A 21,054-nucleotide genomic window follows, 5' to 3' on the forward strand; every position below is an offset into this window, starting at 1 on the left:
GTCAGTCGTTCTCCGGGATGGCGATCTTGTTGTTGAACGCCAGGTCGGCGGCGATCGTCAGCTGCTGCAGCTGGGTGGCCAGCACGGTCGCCGGGAGGAAGGGGGCATAGGGTGAGTCGTCGAGATCGGCCGGCTCGACGGCCCGCCGTTTGGCCAGATCGAGCGTTTCGTTCAGGGCGCCGATCAGGTCGTCCCAGCGCCATCGGCCTCGGAAATCCGTCGGCGTGACGAGCAGCATGGTCTGGGGCGCCTCGGAGTTCGGCCGGTCGTGATGGAACACGATGCCGGTATCGACGCTCTGGACAGGGATCGTCTCGGTCCACTCGTCCAGGAGCAGACCGCATTGCCGGGCTGTCTTGTCGAAGTTCGCGGCATGGTGGGCCGTGTAGAGGAGACGGTCGCCATCGAGGGCGAGTGACGCGGGGAAGTCGAGGCCGATCCACCGGTCGTCGGCGGTGAACGGAAGCTGCACCGGGAGGAGTTCGGGCTCGGGGCGTTGGAGGGCACCGGCGAACATCACCACCTGCTCCCAGGCGTGCAGCTTCTCGCGCACCCGGGCGATCCCGTAGAGCCAGTCGTCGACGGGGAAGTCGACGGGCTGTCGCTCTGGGTCGGTGGGGCTCGTCAGGTACTCGAACAGCTCCCCCGACGTCGACGCCGCCACTGCCTTGGCCAGCTCGTCGCCCTGCGCAGACGCCAGGGTGAACCCGGGGTAGATCCGGAAGTCCTCGCCGAGGAGCGCCCGGGCGGCATCCTCCAACGCGGCGAGGCGAGTGACCGCCATCGACGAGCCGTCGTGGTCGTCGAAGCGGTCCTGCGACAGCTTCAGGCGCCGGTCCAGTTCCGTCTGTACCACGGTGGCCACCCGCACGGCGTCCTGGGTGAATCGCACCATCTCGCCCTCGTGCTCGGCGAGGTCGAAAGCGGCGAAGTCGAAGTCCGAGACCGGCAGGAGACCTCGTACATCGGCGAGGAGCTGGGCGATGCTCCGGCGGTTCGTCGTCGCGATGGCGGCGAACTGATGCCGCCGGGCATCGAAGGCAGGGCGCTTGACGTTCACCAAGTGGCTCTCGTACGCGGCGGGCGCCGGAGGCGGCGAGGTGGTCGTCGTGGAGATCGACCGTTCCGCCTGGGCGAGAAGCGCGAGTTTCTCCTCATCGGTGGCGGCTGTGTGCGAGGCGGCGACGTTGGCGTCGAACTCGGCGATACGGTCGTCCCAGCGCTTCACCCATCTGGCACATTGCTCGAGGAGAGCGGCGAACGTGCGCCGCCGGAAGTCGTAGGCGAAGCCCCACCCGGCCTGGGGGACGGCGAAGCGGGCGGCGCGCGACAGCAACGCGGCGAGGTCGGCGAGGTAGGTGTCCACGTTGGTCAGGATCTCGGCCCGGCGGTTCGCCGGATCGGACAAGGGGCCTTCGAGACCAGGCAGGAACGAAGCGATGTCGTCGCGGAGCACCTGCATGGCATCGCGGACGCGTTCGAGGCGCGACTTGTCGCCGACCGATGCGCTGTCGGCAGACTCCTCGGCCTCGTTCATGAGGGTCAGGTCGGACGGCCGGAGGGCCCGCGATCTCGTGGTCAGTCGGCGGAGGTTTCTGACCAGGGGCATCACCTCGAAGACGCTGAAGGGCGCCGACGGTCGCTTCATGTATGCGATCGACACGGGCACGTCGGGACGGGGGTCGAAGGCTGCCTCCACGACCTGCACGATGCGATCGTCGAGCTCGGCCATCGCCTGCTCGCTGTCGTCGCGGATGACGACGACGAGATCGGCAGGCTGCAGGCCGACCTGATCGAGGGTCACCTCTTCAGTCACCGTGGTGCCGAGGGAGGCGGATCGGAACGTCACCGCGCAACTCACGTCGGTGGGCGGCGGCAGGGTGCCCGCCAACCAGCTGTTGAGCCCCGGTTCGGCCTGCGCGCGTGGTGTCATCGACAGTCCCGGTACGGGCGAGCTCGTCGCACTGACATCCGGTTCCAGCTGCAGGGCGACCCGATGGGTGATGCCGACCCCGTTACGGGGCGTGTGGACGACGTCGGGCTCGGGAGGGAAGTTGCCGCGCGCGTAGGCGTCGTACGTGGATGCCACGCGGTCGTAGTTGCCGAGCACCGCCTGGTACACCCCCTCCGACAGCGCGAGGTCGGCGATGGCATCGTGGGCCTCGCGCAGGCGGCCGGCCTCGGCATCGATGGCCGTCCGCTCGGCCTGCGATGCGGCCGGGAGGATGTCGCCCTTCCCGAACGGATAGCTGAAGGTATCCGTTGCGATCATGTGCTCGACCAGGGCGAGGCCGTCGACGACGTTGCGGGCCTCGACGGCCTCGATGGACACGTCGCCGTCGGTCCTGGTCGACTTGATCCGGTCAGCGCGGATCGGGAACGCTTTGCGCAGCTTGTAGATGAACTTGTCCACCTCGGCGAGGCCGTGCCGGTCGTGCAGGCCGCGCTCGAACTGGTAGCCGAGCAGATTGGACAGGTTCTGCCCTGCGCGAATGCCCTCGATCAACTCCAGCGCCGTGCGTACCCGTTCGGACGTGAGGTTCACGGCCATCGTCTGGCGGTTGGCGGCACTGGTGTTGGAGACGTAGCCGTTGCGCAGCACCGCGGCGGCGACGGCATGGTTGAGCGACGGGGCATGGACGTAGCCCTGGTTGGTGGTGTCGTGGACGAGGGCTGGGGCGCCGGCGAAGGCCTTGCTCAGATCGTCGTCGGTCAGCTGCACCGGCTCCAGCACTCTCCCTTCGGGCCGCAGCGGTTCGAGCCAGGCGTAGCCACCGAGGTGGATGCCCTGGCGCGCAGGCGCCTCCGAGCCGTCCTTGACGGTGCGCATGGCGGCCAGCTGCACGTTGACGATGCCGAGCAACCAGGCGTCGAGCCGGTAGCCGCAGCAGTCGACGTGGTCGGCGAACGCCCGCTCGAGCTGGGCCGTCGGCCGATCCTCAAGACGTTCCAGGGCCTTCAGCTGCCCGTTCAGGTGGAAAGGGGACAGAACGGTGTGGAGGTTGGCGGCGATGTATTCGTGTACCGGTTGGACGGCACTCCCGGTGATGCCGGCCGCTGCGGTGTACAAGGGGAAGTACCGGCTCTCGCTGTCCAGCCGGTTGTCCCGGATGTGCAGGAAGGGGTCGTCGCTCCGGGCCGCCCGCACCTTCTCGGGCGTATAGATCCCGGCCGCTTCGAACAACCGGATGCTGACGTCGGAGTAGCCGAGTTGCAGTGCGTGGCGGAGCAGGAGGTAGAGGATCGCCGTGGGCCGTTCGTTTCCGGTGAAGCCCTGCTCCTTGTACAGCGCGTCGAGCGATGTGTGGGCGGCGTCGATCAACCAGCGCACGTAGTTGTCGCCGCCGTCGGTGTAGGAACGGATCGGTGCCGTCTCGGACAGGGGTCGGTCATCGACCACGCCGCCCTTGAGGACGTTGTGCCGCCCGGAGAACGAGAGGCCGAGGATCGCCGGGTCCTGCTCACCGGTGTAGCCGAGCGAGTTGAGCTTCTGCCGGGCCGCCACGCGCTCGATGAGGGTGAGGAAGGCGAGCGCCATGTCCCCCAGACCGAGCAGGTTGAGCCGGTTGAACAGTGTCGTCAGGCTCTCGGCGTACCGCTGCGCCCACTCGACCGAGCCCGAGTGCAGACCGAGAATGTCGAGCAGGATCGCATGGGGGTCGCCGGTGGCACCGACGTGGGCCACGTCGGCTGCCTTCGTCCGAAGGTCCTGGTCGATGCCGAGCAGGATCGGGTACAGGCGCCGCAGGTAGCCGAGCGTCGGTCCGCTCACGCCGGCCGCCGCGACGCCCATGCCGCCGGGGCGGTCGAACCAGGCCATGCGGGAGATCGCGGTCGTCGGCAGAATGCCGTAGGGCTGCTCGCCGATCCGGATCGCCGGGCAGGCACCGCCGGCGATGACATAGCGGGTGAAGAAGTCGCGGGTCTGCTCGACGGCACCTTCGCTGAAGACGGGTGACAGCATCGTCTCCATCCAGTAGCCGAGCGTTGCCGGCCACAGCGCGACGTTCATGGCTCGCGCCGCCACCTGGTCGCTCCCACCCGCCGCATGCGTATGGGCGAACACAGCCGGATCGATGCCGAGATGCTCGGCCAGCCACTGCCCGTCACTCTTGTCCAGCCAGTCCGTGGCCGGCTGGAACAGCGGCTGCTTCAGGTCGTCGAAGCTGGCATCGGGATCGTCGAGCAGGCGTCCGGAGCCGACGTCCTCGGTGTTGTTCGTCGGCGTGCCCTGGGGAACGACGGCCAAGCCCGTGCGCCGGTACGAGTGGTGCCGCAGGAGCTCTTCGAGCTCGGTCTTGGCCACGTGCTCGTCGGCGTTGAGACGCAACCCGACCACGAGCACGCGGTCGAAACCCTTCCGCGCCTGGGCGGGGGTGAGGCCGACGACGATGCCCATGCCGACGGACACGGCCCGCTCGAAGTCGGACATCCATCGAAGCTCGTCGGGAATGACGAGGTTGCCGTCCTCGTCGTGCCGGAGCTGGTCGGCCTCGGCGGCGCCGGGATCGGGGCCGAGGATCAACTGGGAGGGGACAGGACGGCCCACGACCACCACGGGCGAGGCGTGGCCGACGGTCTCGTAGCCGACGAAGACGAAGCGATCGGGCAGGGCGTTCGCGCGTGGGGGCCGTGCCCATGCCGTCTGCTTCGTGTCGGCGGCAGGCAGCTCCGCATAGGCGACCGAGACGGCGACGTCGGCTTTGGCGAAGCCGGAGGCCGGCGGCGCGCCGAGGTTCGCGGGCGTCGTCGTCGCCGCGAGCTGCCCGGCACGAGCGGTACCGACAGCCGCGTCCAGAGCGGTGCGGGCAACGGCCGTGGCACCGGCATCGCCGTCGGCCCGCCATACCGCCGTCCAGTACGCCACCACCGCGGCCGACTCGACCGCGGGCAGCGCCGACTCCACGACGATGGTGAGGATCACGTCCTGCGGCAGCGCCTTGGTCGGCTTGTCCGCGAGATTGCCCGGTTGGTACTCCTGCACGATCCAGGCCGACCGGCCCGATCCGTGGGCCGAGGCCAGCGCCCGCCACGCGCCCCGGTCCTGGTCCTCGACGCCGCCCGCCTGCCAGATCGAGATCCAATAGCGTCTGGCGTCCTCGAACTCCGATGTGGTGAGGGCCGGATCGAAGGTGTCGATCCAGCAGTCGTCCGGGTAGATGCGCACCCACAGCTCGTCACGGCCGACGGCCCCGGGCTCGGGCGCCGACTTCTTGAACCTCGTCTCCAGACGCACCGGCATCATCAGGATCGGTGTCGAGTCGTCGAGCTGTCCGATGCCGGTCACCGGGTCGGTGAACACGGCGAACTCGTCGGCCAGCCCTGCCTCGGCGGAGAGGGCCGCAGCCCGCTGCCCGCGCAGGCGCTCCAACGTGGCGCCGAGGCGCGCCCGCTCCTCGATCAGCGCTTCCCGGGATACGACGTGCTGCTCATCGTCGGCGTCGAAGACGCGCTGCAGCTGCGCCTCCCGGAGGGCCAGCCGCTTCAACTGCTCGCAGGTCGCGGCGAGGGCGGCATCGGCGCCGTCGCGCGCCTGCCGGGCCCGACGCAGTTGCTCGCGGAGGGCGTCGAATGTGCTCATGCCGTCCCTCCAGGGAGCATCTCGGCAGCGTGGAAGGCGACCAGCACCGGCGACTGGAACAGCACGTAGGCCACCTCGGCCGATGTCATGCCGGCCCGGCTCCACTGAACGTTCGTGTCCTCCTCGAACTGCGGGAACTTCTCGTTGTCGGAACCGGGACTGGCCACCGTCAGCGTGGCCGGTCCCACCGCGATGTCGATGCACTTCCCGGCAGCGACGTCGATCTTCGGCCACGACAGGTCGTTCCACACCTGGATCGGTTCCTGCAAGTCTTCGTCCAAGCCGAATCGTGGCTCGCCGGGACGTTCCTTGATGACGAAGAACCATCCGGGATCGTCCTCGGGGTGCGAGCCGTCCCCGCCCTTGGCGTCATCGACCGTGAGGTCGAAGCCGAAGAAGTAGATGTCGGGATCGACCTTGGCCTCGTAGAAGGGCGTCAGCACCTTGTTCGTCGGCGGGTTGAGCTCGTCCTCGGGCGTCAACGAGACGAGGCGGCGCTCGACGGTGTTGTCGATGGGACCCGATCGCCGGCACGGCTCGAGGTCCTCGTCCGCCGCCGTCACCGCTTTCCGCTGCCAGCAGGCCCGATGGGCGTAGATGACGGCATTGGGATAGCGCTTGAGCAGCTCGCCGCGCAGGACGAGCACCAGCTCGTCCTCCTTCTCGCCGGGCGCCTCGCGGTTGTCGTGGTCGCCGAGCTCACTGTCGGGCGCCCACTTGTGCAGCGGCGGGATATCGCGCAGTTTCTCCTTGAGCGCCTCGTCGTCGAGGTTGCCGGCGTTGAAGAAGCTGCGGACGTCCCAGAACTGCCGGAAGGTCGATCCGCGCTGGTCGGTCGGGTACTCCCGCCACAGCAGCTCTCGTGCGAACTCGTGGTTGAGGCCGGCCATGTACGACTCGATGAAGCGCTGGTTCGTCTGCAGCAGGGTGACGCTGTTCGGTTCGATCAGGTTGATGTTTGGAAGGAACAACTCGGACGAGAGGTTCTTCAGAGGCTCGTACATGGGCACGTCGATGACGGGATAGGCCATAGGCTCCACGAACGTCGGCGAGGGAGGGGTCACCAGGTCGTCCTGGATGCGGGGCGGGACGAAGACACCGGCCGAGACGCGCCGCGGGATGGTGTGCGATGGGCGGATCGTTTCCAGCCCGGCGACGGCCTTGGCGCCAAGGTCGAGCGAGCCGCGCACGGGCGGCCTGCCGGCGGCGTCACTGATCCGGCGGCCCTCGAACGTGTTCCGGATCGCCTCCTTGAAGCGGGCCGCCTCCACGCTGTCGGCACCACCGGTGTTCGGTACGAACCCGGAGCCCGGCTCCGTGATCACGAAGTCGGGGACGCCGGGGAGCCGATCGACGGACTCGGGCGTCTGGTCCTCGCCCAGCAGCTGCGACGCCGTTACGGCCCGCCGCCACCGGCGCAGCAAGCGGTAGAGGAACAGGCCGACGGCCACCATCGCCACGGCCGGCACGACGCCCACAGGGAACAGCAGCAACATCAGTACGAGCGCCAGGACGCAAGCGGCCACAAGCACAAAGAGCGGCAGAACCGCGAACCGCTTCAACCACCCGGCGACGAACGGAGGCACGCCTTGGGGCAGAGCGTGCTCGGCGAGCTCGCCGGCCGTGACGACACCCGGTGGTGCAGTCCTGGGCGGTGCCGCCGTCACCTCCCCGGCGTTCACCCGGTCGATGAGCCGGCCCGGCGGCGTGGCCGCGTCGAACGGCAGTGAGCGGACCAGGCGTCCTCGCGGGCGTACGATGCGTCGCAAGGCGGATGACGTCATGGTCGGCTGGACGAGACTCTGGCCGTAGGAATGGTGCAAGGTGGCACCGTCGTGGACGATCCGCTTGTTGAGCGGCGCCATGAGCAGCAGCCCCTGTTGGCGACTGACACCGACGGCGGGCACGAGGTGGCGTTCGTACCACACACCGGAGACCAGCAGACCGAACTGACCGAGCCAGATGCGCCGCTGTGCCTCGAGCACCTTCCCGATCTGCTCCCATGCGGCGTCCATCAATTTCTCTTGCTGGTCCTGGATCACTCGCGTGCCGATGCCGGCGGCGGCGCGGAACCGGGGATCGAGGTTGAGGCGCTGCACCCAGCTGTCGGCCGGTGTGATCGGTGTGCCGTCACGATGGTCGAGCACCCGCTTGGTCATGGCGTGCCACGTGCCATACAACGGCGGGGTGATGATGGGATCGGGCTCGCCACTGACCCGGTAGTGGTCGGGCAGGTTGATCAGCCGGGCGAGCTCGATCTGGAGCGGGCGTGGGAACGGTGTGTCCCACGTCTCGTACTGGTCGGGGGGCGTGGGCGGCACGGTGTCGGGTGGTTGCAGGGCCCCGCCGAGCATGAGGATCCCTCCCAACTCCGGCTTGTCGAGCCCGGGCACACGCGAACCGGGGTCGAGCAGGTCCATCTCGCGGAAGCCGACGCGCGGATCGACGGGCTTGGGCACCAGCAGCCGTACGAGCGCCTCGAAGTCGCCGGTGGCACCGGTCCGGAAGAACCAGCGGTGGTAATAGGGAAACGACTGGCCCTCGGGGCGCCCGACGGGGTCCCACGCCGATTTCGTCGCCTCGACGTCAGCGAGGTCGAGGTCGAGCCCGGCGCGGCGACCTGCCTCGAAGGTGGGCATCAGGAAGGCGTGGTAGGCCCTGTTGGCGTCGAGGTGCCGTGGGCACACGATGCGCGAGTAGGCCAGGTCCGGGTTCTCGTTCAGCACGGCGAGGAACTTGGGCATGACCGCCGCCATGTCCTTCGACACGTACTCGGTGTCGTCGGCCGCCAGGCTGCGGTTGACGTGCACATGAGCCCACGCCCACAGCTCGTCGGCCTTGGGAAACGGCTCCAGGGTCGACACGTTGACGTAGGGCAGCGGACGACCCTCGACGTCGGGGCCGTCGACGAACTCGTCTTCCTCCAGCACGACCAGCGCCAACCACGGGCGCAGCCGCCCGGTGGCGGCGTCCGGTGCCGCAGGCGTGTAACGCCAGGGCAGGTCCTCGTCGTAGAACTCCATGGCCGCGAGATAGTTCGGCTCGAAGTTGGTGACCCAGTCGCGCGGCTCGACCCTGACGATGGCACGCCGGTCGATGCCCACGATGTCGCCGGGACCGAACAGCGCCACCGGCTGGTCGAGCGTGGCGACGGTCTCCGCACCACCGGTGACTTTGTCGCCCTTCACTTCCAGCTGCACGTTGACGCTGGCCCGGACCTTGACGGCAGGGTCGAAGTCGGCTGTCTGGATTTCGTTGGCCAGGCCCCGGCGCAACCAGGGAAGGAACGAGTACGTTCCGAGCGGCGACGTCACGCCGACACCACCTCGAAGGTCGGGATCACATGGATCGTGCCGGCCAGTGACGGATTGGCCGCCACCTGGTCGTTCAGGTACTCACGGGCACCGGCCTCGCTGTGGAACACCGCGGCGTCGGCGTGGAACACCGTGTTGTCGGACTGGTGGGCGACGGTGTATGTCTCGCCCCGGACGTCGATCTTCTCCGCGAAGGGCTGCAGCTTGACCTTCACCGCCTGCGACAACTCGCACTTCGACACCGCGGCGCCGTTCAGGAAAAACGCGAAGAGCACCCCGAGGAACCCGCGGAAGCGCCTGGCGAACCGCTTGTAGTTTGAGTCGATGACGATCTCCTCGTACCGCACGACGCGGCGCACCATGACCGCCGAGCGGACATCCCTGCCGGCAGTGGACAGCTCGATACCCGACTGCTCGGGTGCGAACGCCGGTTTGGAGAGCTTGTCGGCGTCGGAGAAGTTCTGGAACTGCGCCGGAGCGAACTGTTCGAAGGCGTCTGCCTTCTTCTCCAGCGCTCCCCCCACAACCTCCATCGACAGGCGGTTGAAGTCGGTCGGCTTCTGCGCGCCCACCTTGTGGAGCGTCAACCCCAGCGGCAGCGCCCGCTGGGACACTCGCAGCACCCCGATGGGGTGGAGCACGAGCGCTGCCTCCGTTTCAGGGATGGTCCGCAGCGACACGAGCAGGTTGACCCCCGCCGGCGGGATCACCCGCCAGTTCTCGATCTTGCCGAGCTCTCCTGTGATGATCGGCTTGATCGGGATGGGCGGCATCTCCGTGTGCCGGGACTCACCCCAGGTGGTCTCGAAGTCGACGTCGATGTCCCAGAACAAAAGCGAGATCGAGCCATGACCCTTCACGTGCCAGGGAGTCGGGCCGTCGAGAGATCCCCTGACGCCCACCGAGAACAGGCCGACGCCGAAGACCTTCACCGAGAACGAAGCCGAGATCTCGATGACGAAGTAGAAGGGTGAGAACTGAAAAAGCGCGTCGAAGGCCAGGTGCCCCTGCACGTGGAGGGCGCTGACGCCGAAGAAGACCTCCGCGCTCGCACCGAACTGCACCGTGTTCGAGGTGACGGCGAAGTAGCCCTCGATGCGCACCCGTGACACCGGCGTGTTCACCAGGCTCACGGCAATGCGCTGGGGGCTGGGGAAGGGCAGCGGGGGTGGCGCGAACCGGGGGTGGAAGCCGCCGACGCTGACTACGAAGTTGGCATCGGCGCCGAATGCGACCAACAGGCCCATCTCACCGTCGATCGTCAGAAACGCGATGCGTGACTCGAACAGCGTGGCGAAGAACCACAGGCGCTTCTTGTCGAATTCGAGAGCTCCGACAAAGTTGACCTGCAGCTCGATCACAGCGACGTCGTCGGCGGGGATGGCGATCCTGACCATCCCGACGAGGGCGATGTTGCCCGGGATTTCCATGATGATCCCGAGCGAGATGCTGGCGAGCGTCGGCGTACCCCATCCGATCCTAACCATCGGGCCGATCAGGAACGTCCCTTCCCGCTGCGGGAAGAACGTGCGCAGATCGCTGATGATTTTCGGGGCGTTGGCGACGATGTCGTGGGGGAACATCACCGACTCGATGGCACCGGTGCGGACGCCGTCGGCCAGCGCCTGGAGGTTCATCGTCCGGTTCAGGCCGATCAGGCCACCGACGGCCGACAGCGTGAAGCCGAGTCCGAGCTGGACCCCGCTGCCGAACTCGACGGACATGATGATCAGCAGAGAGAAGCCCTTGCTGCCGTCGGGCAGTTTGGTGGTGATGATGCCGATCGCCTTGATCGTCACCACGTCGAGGAGCGCGAGTTCCAGGGCGCCGGCGTACTCGCCGCGGTCGGGATCGATGAAGAGGTAGCCGCCGCCCCTGACCACGCCGACGTCGAGCGACAACCCGACTCCCTTCGGCGGCTGGAAGGCGAACGCGACGTCGACCGGACCGAGGTTGCCGTCCCGGGCGGGCGGGAAGGCGAACAAGACACGCACGCCGAGGTCTTCGATCGCGGCGGCCAGCGGCCCGAGCCGGGCGGCGAGTCCGGTCACCGCTGTGACGTTCAGGCCGTTCCCCTTGAACTCGGCCCCGAGGCTGAGGTGGTTGAGATCGATCGGGCCGAGCGCGAGGTGCAAGGGCAGGCGGATGACCAGCCCGGACGCGCCCTTGAAGTAGATTCCTCCGATGTTGGAGAGCCCCAGCCCCAAGGAGAACTGGGCCTGGACACCCTCGCCGCCGACCACCTTCGACACGAAGCCGTCCGACGAGGCCGTGCCGAACGCGAACAGCCCGTCCTTGAGATCGGTTTCCACGAAAACACGGACGCTCGCGAGCTTCTCGAGCCCGACGGTCAGCTCGCCCGAGCCGAGTTGGAACAGGGCGCCGAGGGGCAGCCCGAGCACGAAGACCGGACCTGGACTGGCCTGATCGCTCGGCTTGAGGGTCAGCTTCACACCGAACTGCACAGCGTCGAGCGGCGACGAGCCGCCGGTCCCGACGACGTCCCCGACGAAATGCGGTGACCCGCCGACGTCGAGAGTCACTCCGAGGTTGTCGCCGAGTGACGCCGCGATGGTGGCGGACAACACCCACGAGTCCCCGAGCCGGATGTCCAGCGCGCCGCCGAAACGCAGCGCGACACCCAGCCCTGTCCGCTTCTGCGTGGCCGGGTCGATCCTGGGGTACAGCTCCAGGCCGAGATCGACGTTCGGGTCCCGGACGAGCGGGAACCGCAGGGCCGTGAGGTCGTCGAAGAAGTCCTGCGTGGTGAGGTCCTGACCGTCGTTGAGCTTCTCCAGCACGTCAGGGTCGGGCGCAACATATGTGGCGGGCAGGCCCAGACCGACGGCGAGCGCGCGCATGAAGAACACGAACCGCTCGTAGAAGAACTCATCCGGTTCGGAGATCGTCTCCTTGAGGGCCCCGACCGGATCGGAGAAAAGAAGGCCCAGACTGTCCCAGTGCACGGTCCGACGGCGATGCGCGCTCTCGCTCGCATTCGCCGGTTCGATGTCCTCGATCTCGACGATGCCGACGACGAGCAGGGCCGCGTAGAGGGTCGGGAAGCTTCCTTCGACGAACCGGACAACGAGGTGGTCGGCGATCCTGATGCCGATCTGCGCCAGGATGTCGGTGTCCGTCAGGAGTGGCGTGCCGGCGAAGTTCGCCTGGATCTCGGTGCTGAACGTGTTGGCCGCCTTCGCGATCTGGGCGGCGGCCACGAGGATCTCACCGAGCGCGGCGACGGTCAGGGCTTCGTCGCCGTCCTCCAACGCATCGACCAGGTGCTCGATCCCGTCGGTGAGCCGGCCGATCCCGTCACCGAACGATGTGAAGGCGGTGACCTCGCTCGGGGCGATGTAGCCGAGCTCTTCCAGGAACGCCGCTGCCTGCTCGGGGCTGTCGGCCGCCTCGACCAGCGGTACGGCGAACCTCAAGAGCAGGTCCAGGTAGGGGGTGAAGGCGTCGTCGTCCACTACATCGCACCGTTGGTCCGCAGGAAGGACAGGTAGGCGGCGGACGTGTCGACCCTCGGGCGCGTCGCCAAGATCTCCTCCTTCTTCGGGTCCGGCTTGGCGAACGGCGAATCGAACAGCTCGTCGATCGTGAGCGGTTGGAACGTGAGCTTGCCCTTCGCCCTCGTGAACAGGTCGTAGTGCTTGTCCGCGTTCGTGGACCGGTCCTTGTAGACGATCTTCCAGTCCGTCGGTTCGAACTGGGCGGGGCCGCCCGGATTCGGCCCGGGGCGCTCGAACGGAATGGCCTCGGGAAAGTCGTTCGCCGCAACGATCTCGATAATCTTGCGCGGCTTCGCGATGAGAAACACGTTCAGGGTGGGGAAGTGACCGATGGCGAACCCCGTCTCGCTGATCTCCGGCTGCGATTTCGCCTTCGTCGGGGTCTTCTGGAAGTCCCGATAGCGGAAGCCGACGTCGAACTGATGAAGATCCAGGGGGACCGTGCTGCCGTCCGGCGACGTCCACGTCGTCGCGTCCGAGATCGACGGCGCCGGGCTCCCGTTCTTCTTGAAGTTCAGGAAGATCGCCGCGATTCGGTACGAGCGGTGCAGATGGGTCTGCAGCTCCGCGAGGAAGTCGTCGTAGAAGTCGTAGACCGTGCCTTCCTTCCCGTGGCCGCCGAAATAGATCCCCTTACGGGAACGGACCCCACGATCCCCGCAGCCGTACACGAGGCTGTGCTCACCGGTCCACGATCCGGTCGGCTTGAAGACCTTGTAGAGCGGGTGGTTGAAGATATAGGCGTGATCGCCCACCTGGAGGTCATCGACGAGTACCGGCCCCCGCTCGAACAGGCCCTCGGTCCCGGTGTCCAGGATCATGCTCTCCGGCGTCTCCCGGGTGGTGGAGTGGATGCCGAGGCTCTTCGGCCCACGCGAGTCGACCTTCTTCAGCAGCTTCGGCGCATCCTTCGCCTCGACGAGCGTGTCAAGCAGCACCGCACCACACGCCAGGCCGCAGTCGACGAGGTTGCCGTCACATGCGTTCTCCTTGGCGGTGAAGACCTTCGAGATGGCCTTCAGATAGTCGGGGTCGCCGCCGGCCGGGCGCTTGAGCGGGAAGTAGTAAATGCCGGGCGCCGGGGTGTCCGATCCGGCGAGCGAGCCCCAGAAGGGCTGGGCGTCCACGTTCAGCCGCCAGACGCCCTTCGCAGCCGGGCAGCGGTCGGGATAGCGGAAGTAGCCCTGGGTATTGGGGTTGACGTAGAAGTCCATGCGGGTGACGCCGCGCAGCCGACGGCGAGCGATCCAGTCGAGCATGTCGCCGTTGGCTGGTTCGACCAGCGCCGAGTGGGACGCGATGATTCCGTACAGAATCTCGATCCGTCGCCCCGCCTGGATCTTCGCCAACGAGGAGCCGAGCTTGATGCCGAGGGAATAGTTCTCCTTGCCCTTCACCACGGCTTTGCTCTTCGTGACGACCTCGGTCACTTTGCTTGTGATCACGGCGTCACTCGGGGTCGGAATTTCGGCCTCCATTTCTCGGATCAGCCGATCAATGAACCATTCGCGGCCTCTGGCGGCATAGTTCTTGTGGAAATTCACCGCCACCGCAAGCTTCTTAACCAGTGCTCTCTTGGCTACGGCGTCCATCGAACCAGCTTGGCAGCCACAACGAGCCACGGCAAGCGAAAGCGCCGCACGCTACGGCCGAGTTAAAGAGCATGTCCCCGCACCCCTCACTCCGGACGATCACAATCCACATCCTCCCGCCGATCCCTCCCAGCCAACCTCGCCCGACGGCAGATTCGGCTCCCCGCGACGACCGGGGAGCACCACGGCGATGCCGAGCCCGTACCCCACGTGCCTGACCATCCGGCCGGTTCAGGCCCCCAGGTCATGCGGCGGGAAACTCCCGAATCCTCGGCCACTGTGGGTCTCGTGAGCCCATCCGGTCGCGCGCGGCGCGCGTCCCAGGTTGACGGACACGGAAGGTTCCGCGAGTGTGACAGAAGGACGAGTTTAATGCGGACGCTTTCAAGGCCGAGGGCTCCATCGTTCCAGGAGGTCACAGAATGCCTGACATCCGCTACGAACAGCCCTACCACTGGTGGGGTCTTCGAACCACAGAACCTGTGCCGCTTTCTGTCGTGGAGCTGGTTGACGCGGGAACTTTCGATACCGAATCAATCGCACTCCTGTGGTTTCTGCTCCAGAAACCGGCCTCGATTCTCGTGGCTGCCTTGCCTCACGAGGCTGGAAAGACCACAACCCTCACCGCACTACTTGACTTCTTGCCCGCCCGAGCGAAGAAGTATTATCTTCGCGGGAGCGACGAGGACTTCAGCTTCGCCACCGCAGAGGCGAAGGATCCACATGACACTTACCTACTTGTGAATGAATTTTCGGGGTCCTGGCCGCCGTATATGTGGGGCTCACAGATAGCGCGACTCTTCGCACTTCTCCCACAAGGATACCTGCTTGCCGGCAGCATTCACTGTGATTCGGTTGAGGAGGTGATCGAGACGTTGAGCTCGGCGCCGAACCATGCGCAAGGAGCCGGCCTTCGTTCAATAGACATCGTCGTCATCCTTCATCACGAAAATAATTCAACGCACAAAGTGCATCGGTGCGCGTCCATAAGTCTGCTGCTTCCGGGGGTGGGCAGCCAGGATATTAGAGTCAGGGAGCTGGTGTCGTGGGACCCGGCAACGGATCGATTCACCCACGATCACGATGAAGACAGCGTCTTGGCCGAGATGTCTCAATGGTGTGGCATCGCCCCCTCGGTGGTCCGTCGAGATCTCGCTGTCCGTCATGCGTTCCTCGCGAGGCTTCAAAGCAGTGGCGTGACGGACTATTTCAAAGTCCGTAAGGCTATCGCACACTTCTCTGACCGCCCTTCAAACACCCGATCATAGTCGACACATACGGCATGGATAGGTGGCCTGATGGACGTACTTCAGAGCCGAATGCGGATTCATGAGATATTCGCGCTCCAGGCGTCCCGCAGACCACGGAAGACTGCAGTGAGATGCGGGGAAGAGCAAATCTCTTATGGTGCGCTGGAATCGCGCGCCACTCTCCTGGCAAAACAACTCAGAGACTCGGGTGTGAGGAATGGAGATCGGGTAGCGGTATGTCTCGATCGCTCCATTGATCTGATTGTAAGCATCTTGGCAGTACTTAAGGCAGGCGCCGCCTATGTGCCGATCGATCCTTCACATCCAGCTCGAAGGATCAATCGGAATGTTGCCGACGCTCGGGTGAATACTGTTATCACACAGGAAGATCTATACTATATCTTCGCGAGAATTCCAGTGGCCGTCTTCAGTCCATCCGGGCGAGCGGCTTCCGGTAACAAGGTCAGTGTGCGCACATGGCCTTTCGACGGCGATCTCGAGAACCTTGCATACATCATGTATACATCAGGTTCCACGGGGGATCCTAAAGGCGTTCGCGTTAGCCATCGCAACGTTGTTTGCCTCTTCGCCGCTATCGCGCAGCAGATGGCCTGGAGCGCCGAGGACGTCTGGACGCAGTTTCACTCAGTGGCGTTTGACTTTTCAGTATGGGAGATTTGGGGCGCACTACTACATGGGGGCACATTGATCGTGGTCCCTTATACGACAAGCCGCGACCCGCAGAGCTTCTGCGACCTTCTCCATGCAGAAAGCGTGACAATTCTCAGCCAGACGCCGACAGCGTTTCGAAACCTTCTTAGCAACAGCAATATCTTGAACGATCGCGGGCTGGCACTCCGATATGTCGTATTCGGAGGGGAGATGCTGACTCCGTCGGATCTACGCCCGTGGTTCGCGCACCACGACCGGACAAGTCCCGTCATGGTAAACATGTACGGCACTACCGAGGCGACAGTGCATTCAACTTTCAAGAGTGTCAGTGGCGCTGACACGTTGAACGTGAATACCAGCGTCATCGGATTTCCTCTGGAAGGCACATCGATATACCTTCTAGACGACTCACTGAACCAGGTTTCTGAGGGCTGCGTCGGTGAGATATACATTGGAGGAGACGGTGTTTGCCTTGGCTATTGTGACGTCGCTCAGACGGCGCGGAGATTTCTGACGGATATCTCCCGCCCAAGCGCGCGAATGTATCGGACGGGCGACTTGGCTCGACGTACCCCAGGTGGAGAATTGGAGTATATTGGAAGGATAGATCAGCAGGTCAAGATTCGCGGGTACCGCGTCGAGCCCGCCGAAGTCGTGCGTGCGCTCTTGGAGCACCCCAACGTGCAGCAGGCCACAGTTCTGGCTGGTGAAGATCCATACGGTATGGGATCCCTTGAGGCATACATTGTTTGCACGCCGACGAAGCCTTCGCTCCAGGAGATGCGGAAGTACTTGATCCAACGTCTGCCTGAATACATGGTACCCACCAAGATAAGCTGGGTTACCGAATACCCAATGACGGCATCCGGGAAGCTGGATGTCGCGCGATTGAAACAAATCGCAGGCCCGCTGACGGTGATGCAGCAACGCGAAGCGACTCGAAACTTGGAGAGACTCGTCGGAAACGTATGGGGCTCGGTCCTAGGAATAGCGGATATAGATCCCGATTCCAGCTTCTTCGATCTGGGTGGCACTTCCTTGAAGCTCATTCAGGTGCATGCGCGACTCAAGTTGATTGTCGACGAAGTGCGACTCATTGACCTATACAAGTACCCCAGCATAGCTTCTCTGGCGCAATATCTGTCCATGGTGGCTGGCTATACGGAAGGAAGGGAGGAGGGCAGACCACATGATAACTGACAATCACCGTCCTGCCGACATTGCTATCATCGGAATGTCATGTCGGTTTCCAGGCGCGCAGGACCCAAAATCGCTCTGGGAGAATCTCTGCGCCGGACGTGAGTCAATCTCTCAGTTCACTGAGGCGGAACTTCTGCGATCAGGTGTGGGCCTGGATCTCGTCGGGCATCCAGGATACGTGAGGGCAGCTGGTGTTATATCGGACGCAGAGATGTTCGATGCAGAGTTGTTTCGATTTACGGACAGGGAAGCCAGGCTGCTCGACCCTCAACATCGAGTATTCCTGGAATGCGCATGGAGCGCGCTTGAAGACAGTGCGCATAACCCGGCGACGTTTGACGGCCCCATCGGCGTCTACTGCGGTTCGAGTGAGAACGCCTACTACCTCACAAACCTCCTTCCCGACCAGTCCTTCGTGGACTCGGTCGACCCCTATATATTGAGACTTGCGAGCGGAAAAGACTATTTGGCGACAAGGACGTCTTACAAGCTCGGCCTCACTGGCCCAAGCGTCACGGTCCAAACCGCGTGCTCGACCTCACTGGTTGCCCTCCATATCGCGCGGCAAGCGCTGTTGGCCAGAGACTGCGAGATCGCAATAGTTGGCGCCTCGTCCCTGAGAGTGCCTCAGCACAAGGGCTATATATATCAAGACGGAGGAATCAATTCGCCGGACGGACACTGTAGGCCTTTTGACGCACAAGCTCGAGGCACTGTTCCGTCAAGTGGTACAGGAGTAGTGATTCTGCGACGCTTGGAAGACGCGATTGAAGACCATGACCATATCTACGCGGTCCTCAAGGGAACTGCGGTAAACAACGATGGAGCATTCAAGGCTGGTTTCACGGCTCCCAGCATCCAAGGCCAGGCAGCCGTGATCGCCGCCGCTCTGGCAACGTCTGGCGTGGATCCTGGGTCTATTTCTTTCATCGAGGCTCACGGTACCGGAACTCTCGTCGGGGATCCGATCGAGGTCGAGGCGTTGATGCAGGTGTTCGGTGCTGCGAAACCGGAGCCACGGACGTGCCGCATCGGATCCATCAAAGCGAACATCGGCCACCTCGATGTGGCCTCCGGTATGGCAGGCCTCATCAAAGTCGCGCTTTCATTGCAGCACCGCACACTTCCGCCGGCAATAAATTTCGAGCACGAGAACCCTCTCCTCGGCCTCGCTGCCGGCCCGTTCTTTGTTGACAGCTCGGTCGCGCGCTTCGAAGCGTCGGATGCACCCGTCACCGCTGGCCTGAGTTCGTTCGGCATAGGGGGAACAAATGTTCACGCCGTTCTGCAGGAGTATCGTGCTGCATCGGCACGTGAGGACGGCTCTGATCCGAATGCGCGGGCGATTTGCATATCGGCGCGAACAGCCGAGTCGCTCAGATATCTGGCGCTTGACCTCGCCAATTATATAGATGAATCCGGCGCCGTGCCGTCGCTCTCAGACTTTGCGTTCAGCTTGCATGAGGGCCGACGGGAGCTGGACTACCGGTATGCCTTCATCGCACCTACCATAGATGCCGCCGCTCTCGCGCTGTCCCAGATAGATAGCGCGTCTATTGTTCATGCACGGCGTGACCCTCGTGTGCTCTTTGCATTCGACGACGAGTCAGTAAACATCGAAATGATAAAAGATGCATACGATTCTAGCGCGACTTTTAGAGGATATTTCGATGAGTGCGCGAATACTTTTCAAGTGATGGACGGGGTGGACCTGAGGAGAAATCTGATATTCGCAGATCGTTCTGAGTCGACCAGACCGCCTCTTCCCCTGATCTTTGCTTACGAGTACAGCGTCGCGCTGATGTACATCGACGTGGGCATCGCCCCTGTCGCGTTGGTGGGTGGTGGAGTTGGCGAGTGCGTCGCTGCGTGCGTGGCTGGTGTCATGTCACCGCGGGATGCCCTACGGCTGGTCGCAGCATATGAACAGTTCGACCGTGAGGCTTCGGCAGTGCAGCGGAACCTTATCATGGAGGGATTTGGCGAATTCCTGCTTGGAGAACCGACCCTTCCCTTCGTCTCTACCATCACAGGGAGGTGGGTTTCCCGTCAGGACGCTCAGAGTCCCACGTATTGGTCTATGAGATGGAATGAAGCCCTCCAGCTCGACACAGCGCTCGTTACTGCTCTTGAGGTTGGGGCTGAGGCCGTCGTTGTCGTCGGTGGGGTGGATGACACGCTTATCACGTCACTTGACCCGATGCTCCGCAGCCGAGGAGCTACGCTGCACAGCTGGCACGTCATGGATGCAAGTCAGGGGTCTGCATATCGTGAATTCTTGCGTGTTGTGACCTCGATGTGGACGGCTGGGTGGCGTGTTCGCTGGGATGCCCTTGATAGCGATGAGAGTGCGAGGCGCGTATCGCTACCAACCTACCGATTTGAGCGCAAGCGTCATTGGAGAACTATCAAAGATACCTACACGAATCTTCATCCGGAAGGATCCTTCCATGAAGCAGTTGATGTGGCACCGGCGGTCGTTGCAGAGTCAGTGATCGGCGAAGGTGGCGTGTCTGATGTCGTCCGATCATTGTTTGCGGAAATTCTCGGCTCCGAGGTCGATGATTCCTCCGATTTTATGGACCTTGGCGGTGATTCTTTGAGTGCCATTAATCTCATTGCGCGACTCGAAGATGTGGGTTTGGATGTGACGCTCGAAGATTTCCTCGCATCGCCTTCAGTGGCCGGCGTCGTGGATCTGATTGCTCAACGCGGCGGCCACGTGAAGAGCTCACTCTCGCAGGTTGATCCGCTGCGAGGACTCAAGACCGGTATGGATCGACGCGTAAGCGATGCAGAGAACCTTGGCGACGCGACGTATAAGGAAGTGAAGTTCAGTCTGTTCTTCTTCTCGGACGATTCAGCGGAGCTTACCGAGGATCAATACGGATTGGTATTGGAAGGAGCTCGATGGGCAGACGAAAACGGGCTGTGGGCTGTGTGGACACCGGAACGCCATTTTCATCGTTTTGGCGGGCTCTACCCGAATCCCGCTGTCCTGAGTGCTGCTCTGGCGGTGGCCACAAGGTCCGTTCAACTGCGGGCAGGAAGCATTATTGCGCCCTTGCATTCCCCCTTGCGCTTGGCGGAGGACTGGGCGGTCGTCGACAATTTGTCGAAGGGCCGGGTGGGCGTGTCTTTTGCTTCCGGATTCCACGCCCGCGATTTCACGCAAAGTCCGGAGTCGTATGCTGATAGAAGGCATCTCATGTACGAGACGCTCGACGCGGTCCGAGGGCTTTGGCGTGGTGACCGAGTTGATTTCATCGATGGCGAGGGGAATCCTTTCAGTGCTGAACTTTACCCTCGCCCACTCCAGCCGAACCTTCCAACGTGGATCACAGCCAGTGAGAGTGCTTCCACGTTTGAGGCGGCTGGCGCATGCGGCGCCAATGTGCTGACTGGACTACTGGGCCTTACATTGGACGAGTTGAGCCAGCGGATTGCGGTATACAAGGAGGCCCGTCGTCGTCAGGGGCTGGATCCTGAGGCAGGGGAGATATCGCTCATGCTTCACACGTTTGTCGTTGAAGAGAGCGAGGTTAATGATCTGGAGAGCATTGTTCGTGATCCTTTCTGTCGTTATCTCGCCTCTCACGTTGAACTCATTCGAAATCAGGCGGCGAAGCTCAGTCTGGACTTCGACCGTTTGGGACAGGCAGACGAGGCTGCCCTCGTGGAGTTTGCCTTTCGGAGGTATTATGAAAGAGCTTCACTGATAGGCGCGCCGGAAAAGTGTGCTGAGTTTGTGAGAAAACTAGCTCGTCTCGGCGTGACGGAGATTGCCTGTCTGCTCGATTTTGGTCTTGAGCGGCGCACCATTCTTGAGCATTTGCCGAACTTGTTGCGAGTGCAGGCGGTGCTTCGAGCGATGACGAGTTCCAATTGAATACGAGTGAGGATGAGAACGCGTCATCAACATTCGGG

Annotated in this window: 7 protein-coding genes; 3 read left to right on the plus strand and 4 right to left on the minus strand. The window is 63.8% G+C overall.

Annotated features, from left to right (window positions below):
• Position 1 precedes the first annotated feature (1 nt).
• From ABZ453_RS07905 to ABZ453_RS07920, 4 genes are read right to left on the minus strand one after another with little or no spacing between them, the layout of a single operon-like run.
• Positions 2-5,581 carry a hypothetical protein gene (locus ABZ453_RS07905; protein ID WP_359012680.1) on the minus strand — a complete coding sequence of 1,860 codons (5,580 nt, stop codon included), beginning with the start codon at positions 5,579-5,581 and terminating at the stop codon, positions 2-4.
• Positions 5,578-8,895 (minus strand): hypothetical protein, encoded by a 3,318-nt coding sequence (locus ABZ453_RS07910; RefSeq protein ID WP_359012682.1) that lies wholly within the window; start codon positions 8,893-8,895, stop codon positions 5,578-5,580. Before ABZ453_RS07910 ends, ABZ453_RS07905 begins: the two co-directional genes overlap by 4 nt.
• Entirely contained in the window at positions 8,892-12,371 is a 3,480-nt protein-coding gene (locus tag ABZ453_RS07915; RefSeq protein WP_359012683.1) for a DUF6603 domain-containing protein, read from the minus strand. The genes ABZ453_RS07910 and ABZ453_RS07915 overlap by 4 nt, the downstream gene beginning before the upstream one ends.
• Positions 12,371-14,005 (minus strand): hypothetical protein, encoded by a 1,635-nt coding sequence (locus tag ABZ453_RS07920; RefSeq protein ID WP_359012685.1) that lies wholly within the window; start codon positions 14,003-14,005, stop codon positions 12,371-12,373. The genes ABZ453_RS07915 and ABZ453_RS07920 overlap by 1 nt, the downstream gene beginning before the upstream one ends.
• 422 nt (positions 14,006-14,427) lie before the next feature.
• On the opposite strand from ABZ453_RS07920, the gene ABZ453_RS07925 reads away from it, so the two are divergent.
• The 3 genes from ABZ453_RS07925 to ABZ453_RS07935 are packed head-to-tail and all read left to right on the plus strand — an operon-like array spanning position 14,428 to position 21,016.
• The gene (locus ABZ453_RS07925) at positions 14,428-15,273 is read left to right on the plus strand and encodes a hypothetical protein (protein ID WP_359012687.1); all 846 of its coding nucleotides are present in this window, start codon (positions 14,428-14,430) and stop codon (positions 15,271-15,273) included.
• A gap of 30 nt (positions 15,274-15,303) precedes the next feature.
• Positions 15,304-17,127: an amino acid adenylation domain-containing protein gene (locus ABZ453_RS07930; protein ID WP_359012689.1), complete on the plus strand. Its 1,824-nt coding sequence runs from the start codon at positions 15,304-15,306 to the stop codon at positions 17,125-17,127.
• A complete protein-coding gene (locus tag ABZ453_RS07935; protein ID WP_359012691.1) occupies positions 17,117-21,016 on the plus strand; it encodes a MupA/Atu3671 family FMN-dependent luciferase-like monooxygenase in 3,900 nt (1,299 codons plus the stop codon). The genes ABZ453_RS07930 and ABZ453_RS07935 overlap by 11 nt, the downstream gene beginning before the upstream one ends.
• The last annotated feature ends 38 nt before the right edge of the window (positions 21,017-21,054 follow it).

The organism is Streptomyces sp. NPDC005799 (assembly GCF_040630525.1).
GTDB classification, from domain to species: Bacteria; Actinomycetota; Actinomycetes; order Streptomycetales; family Streptomycetaceae; genus Streptomyces; species Streptomyces griseorubiginosus_B.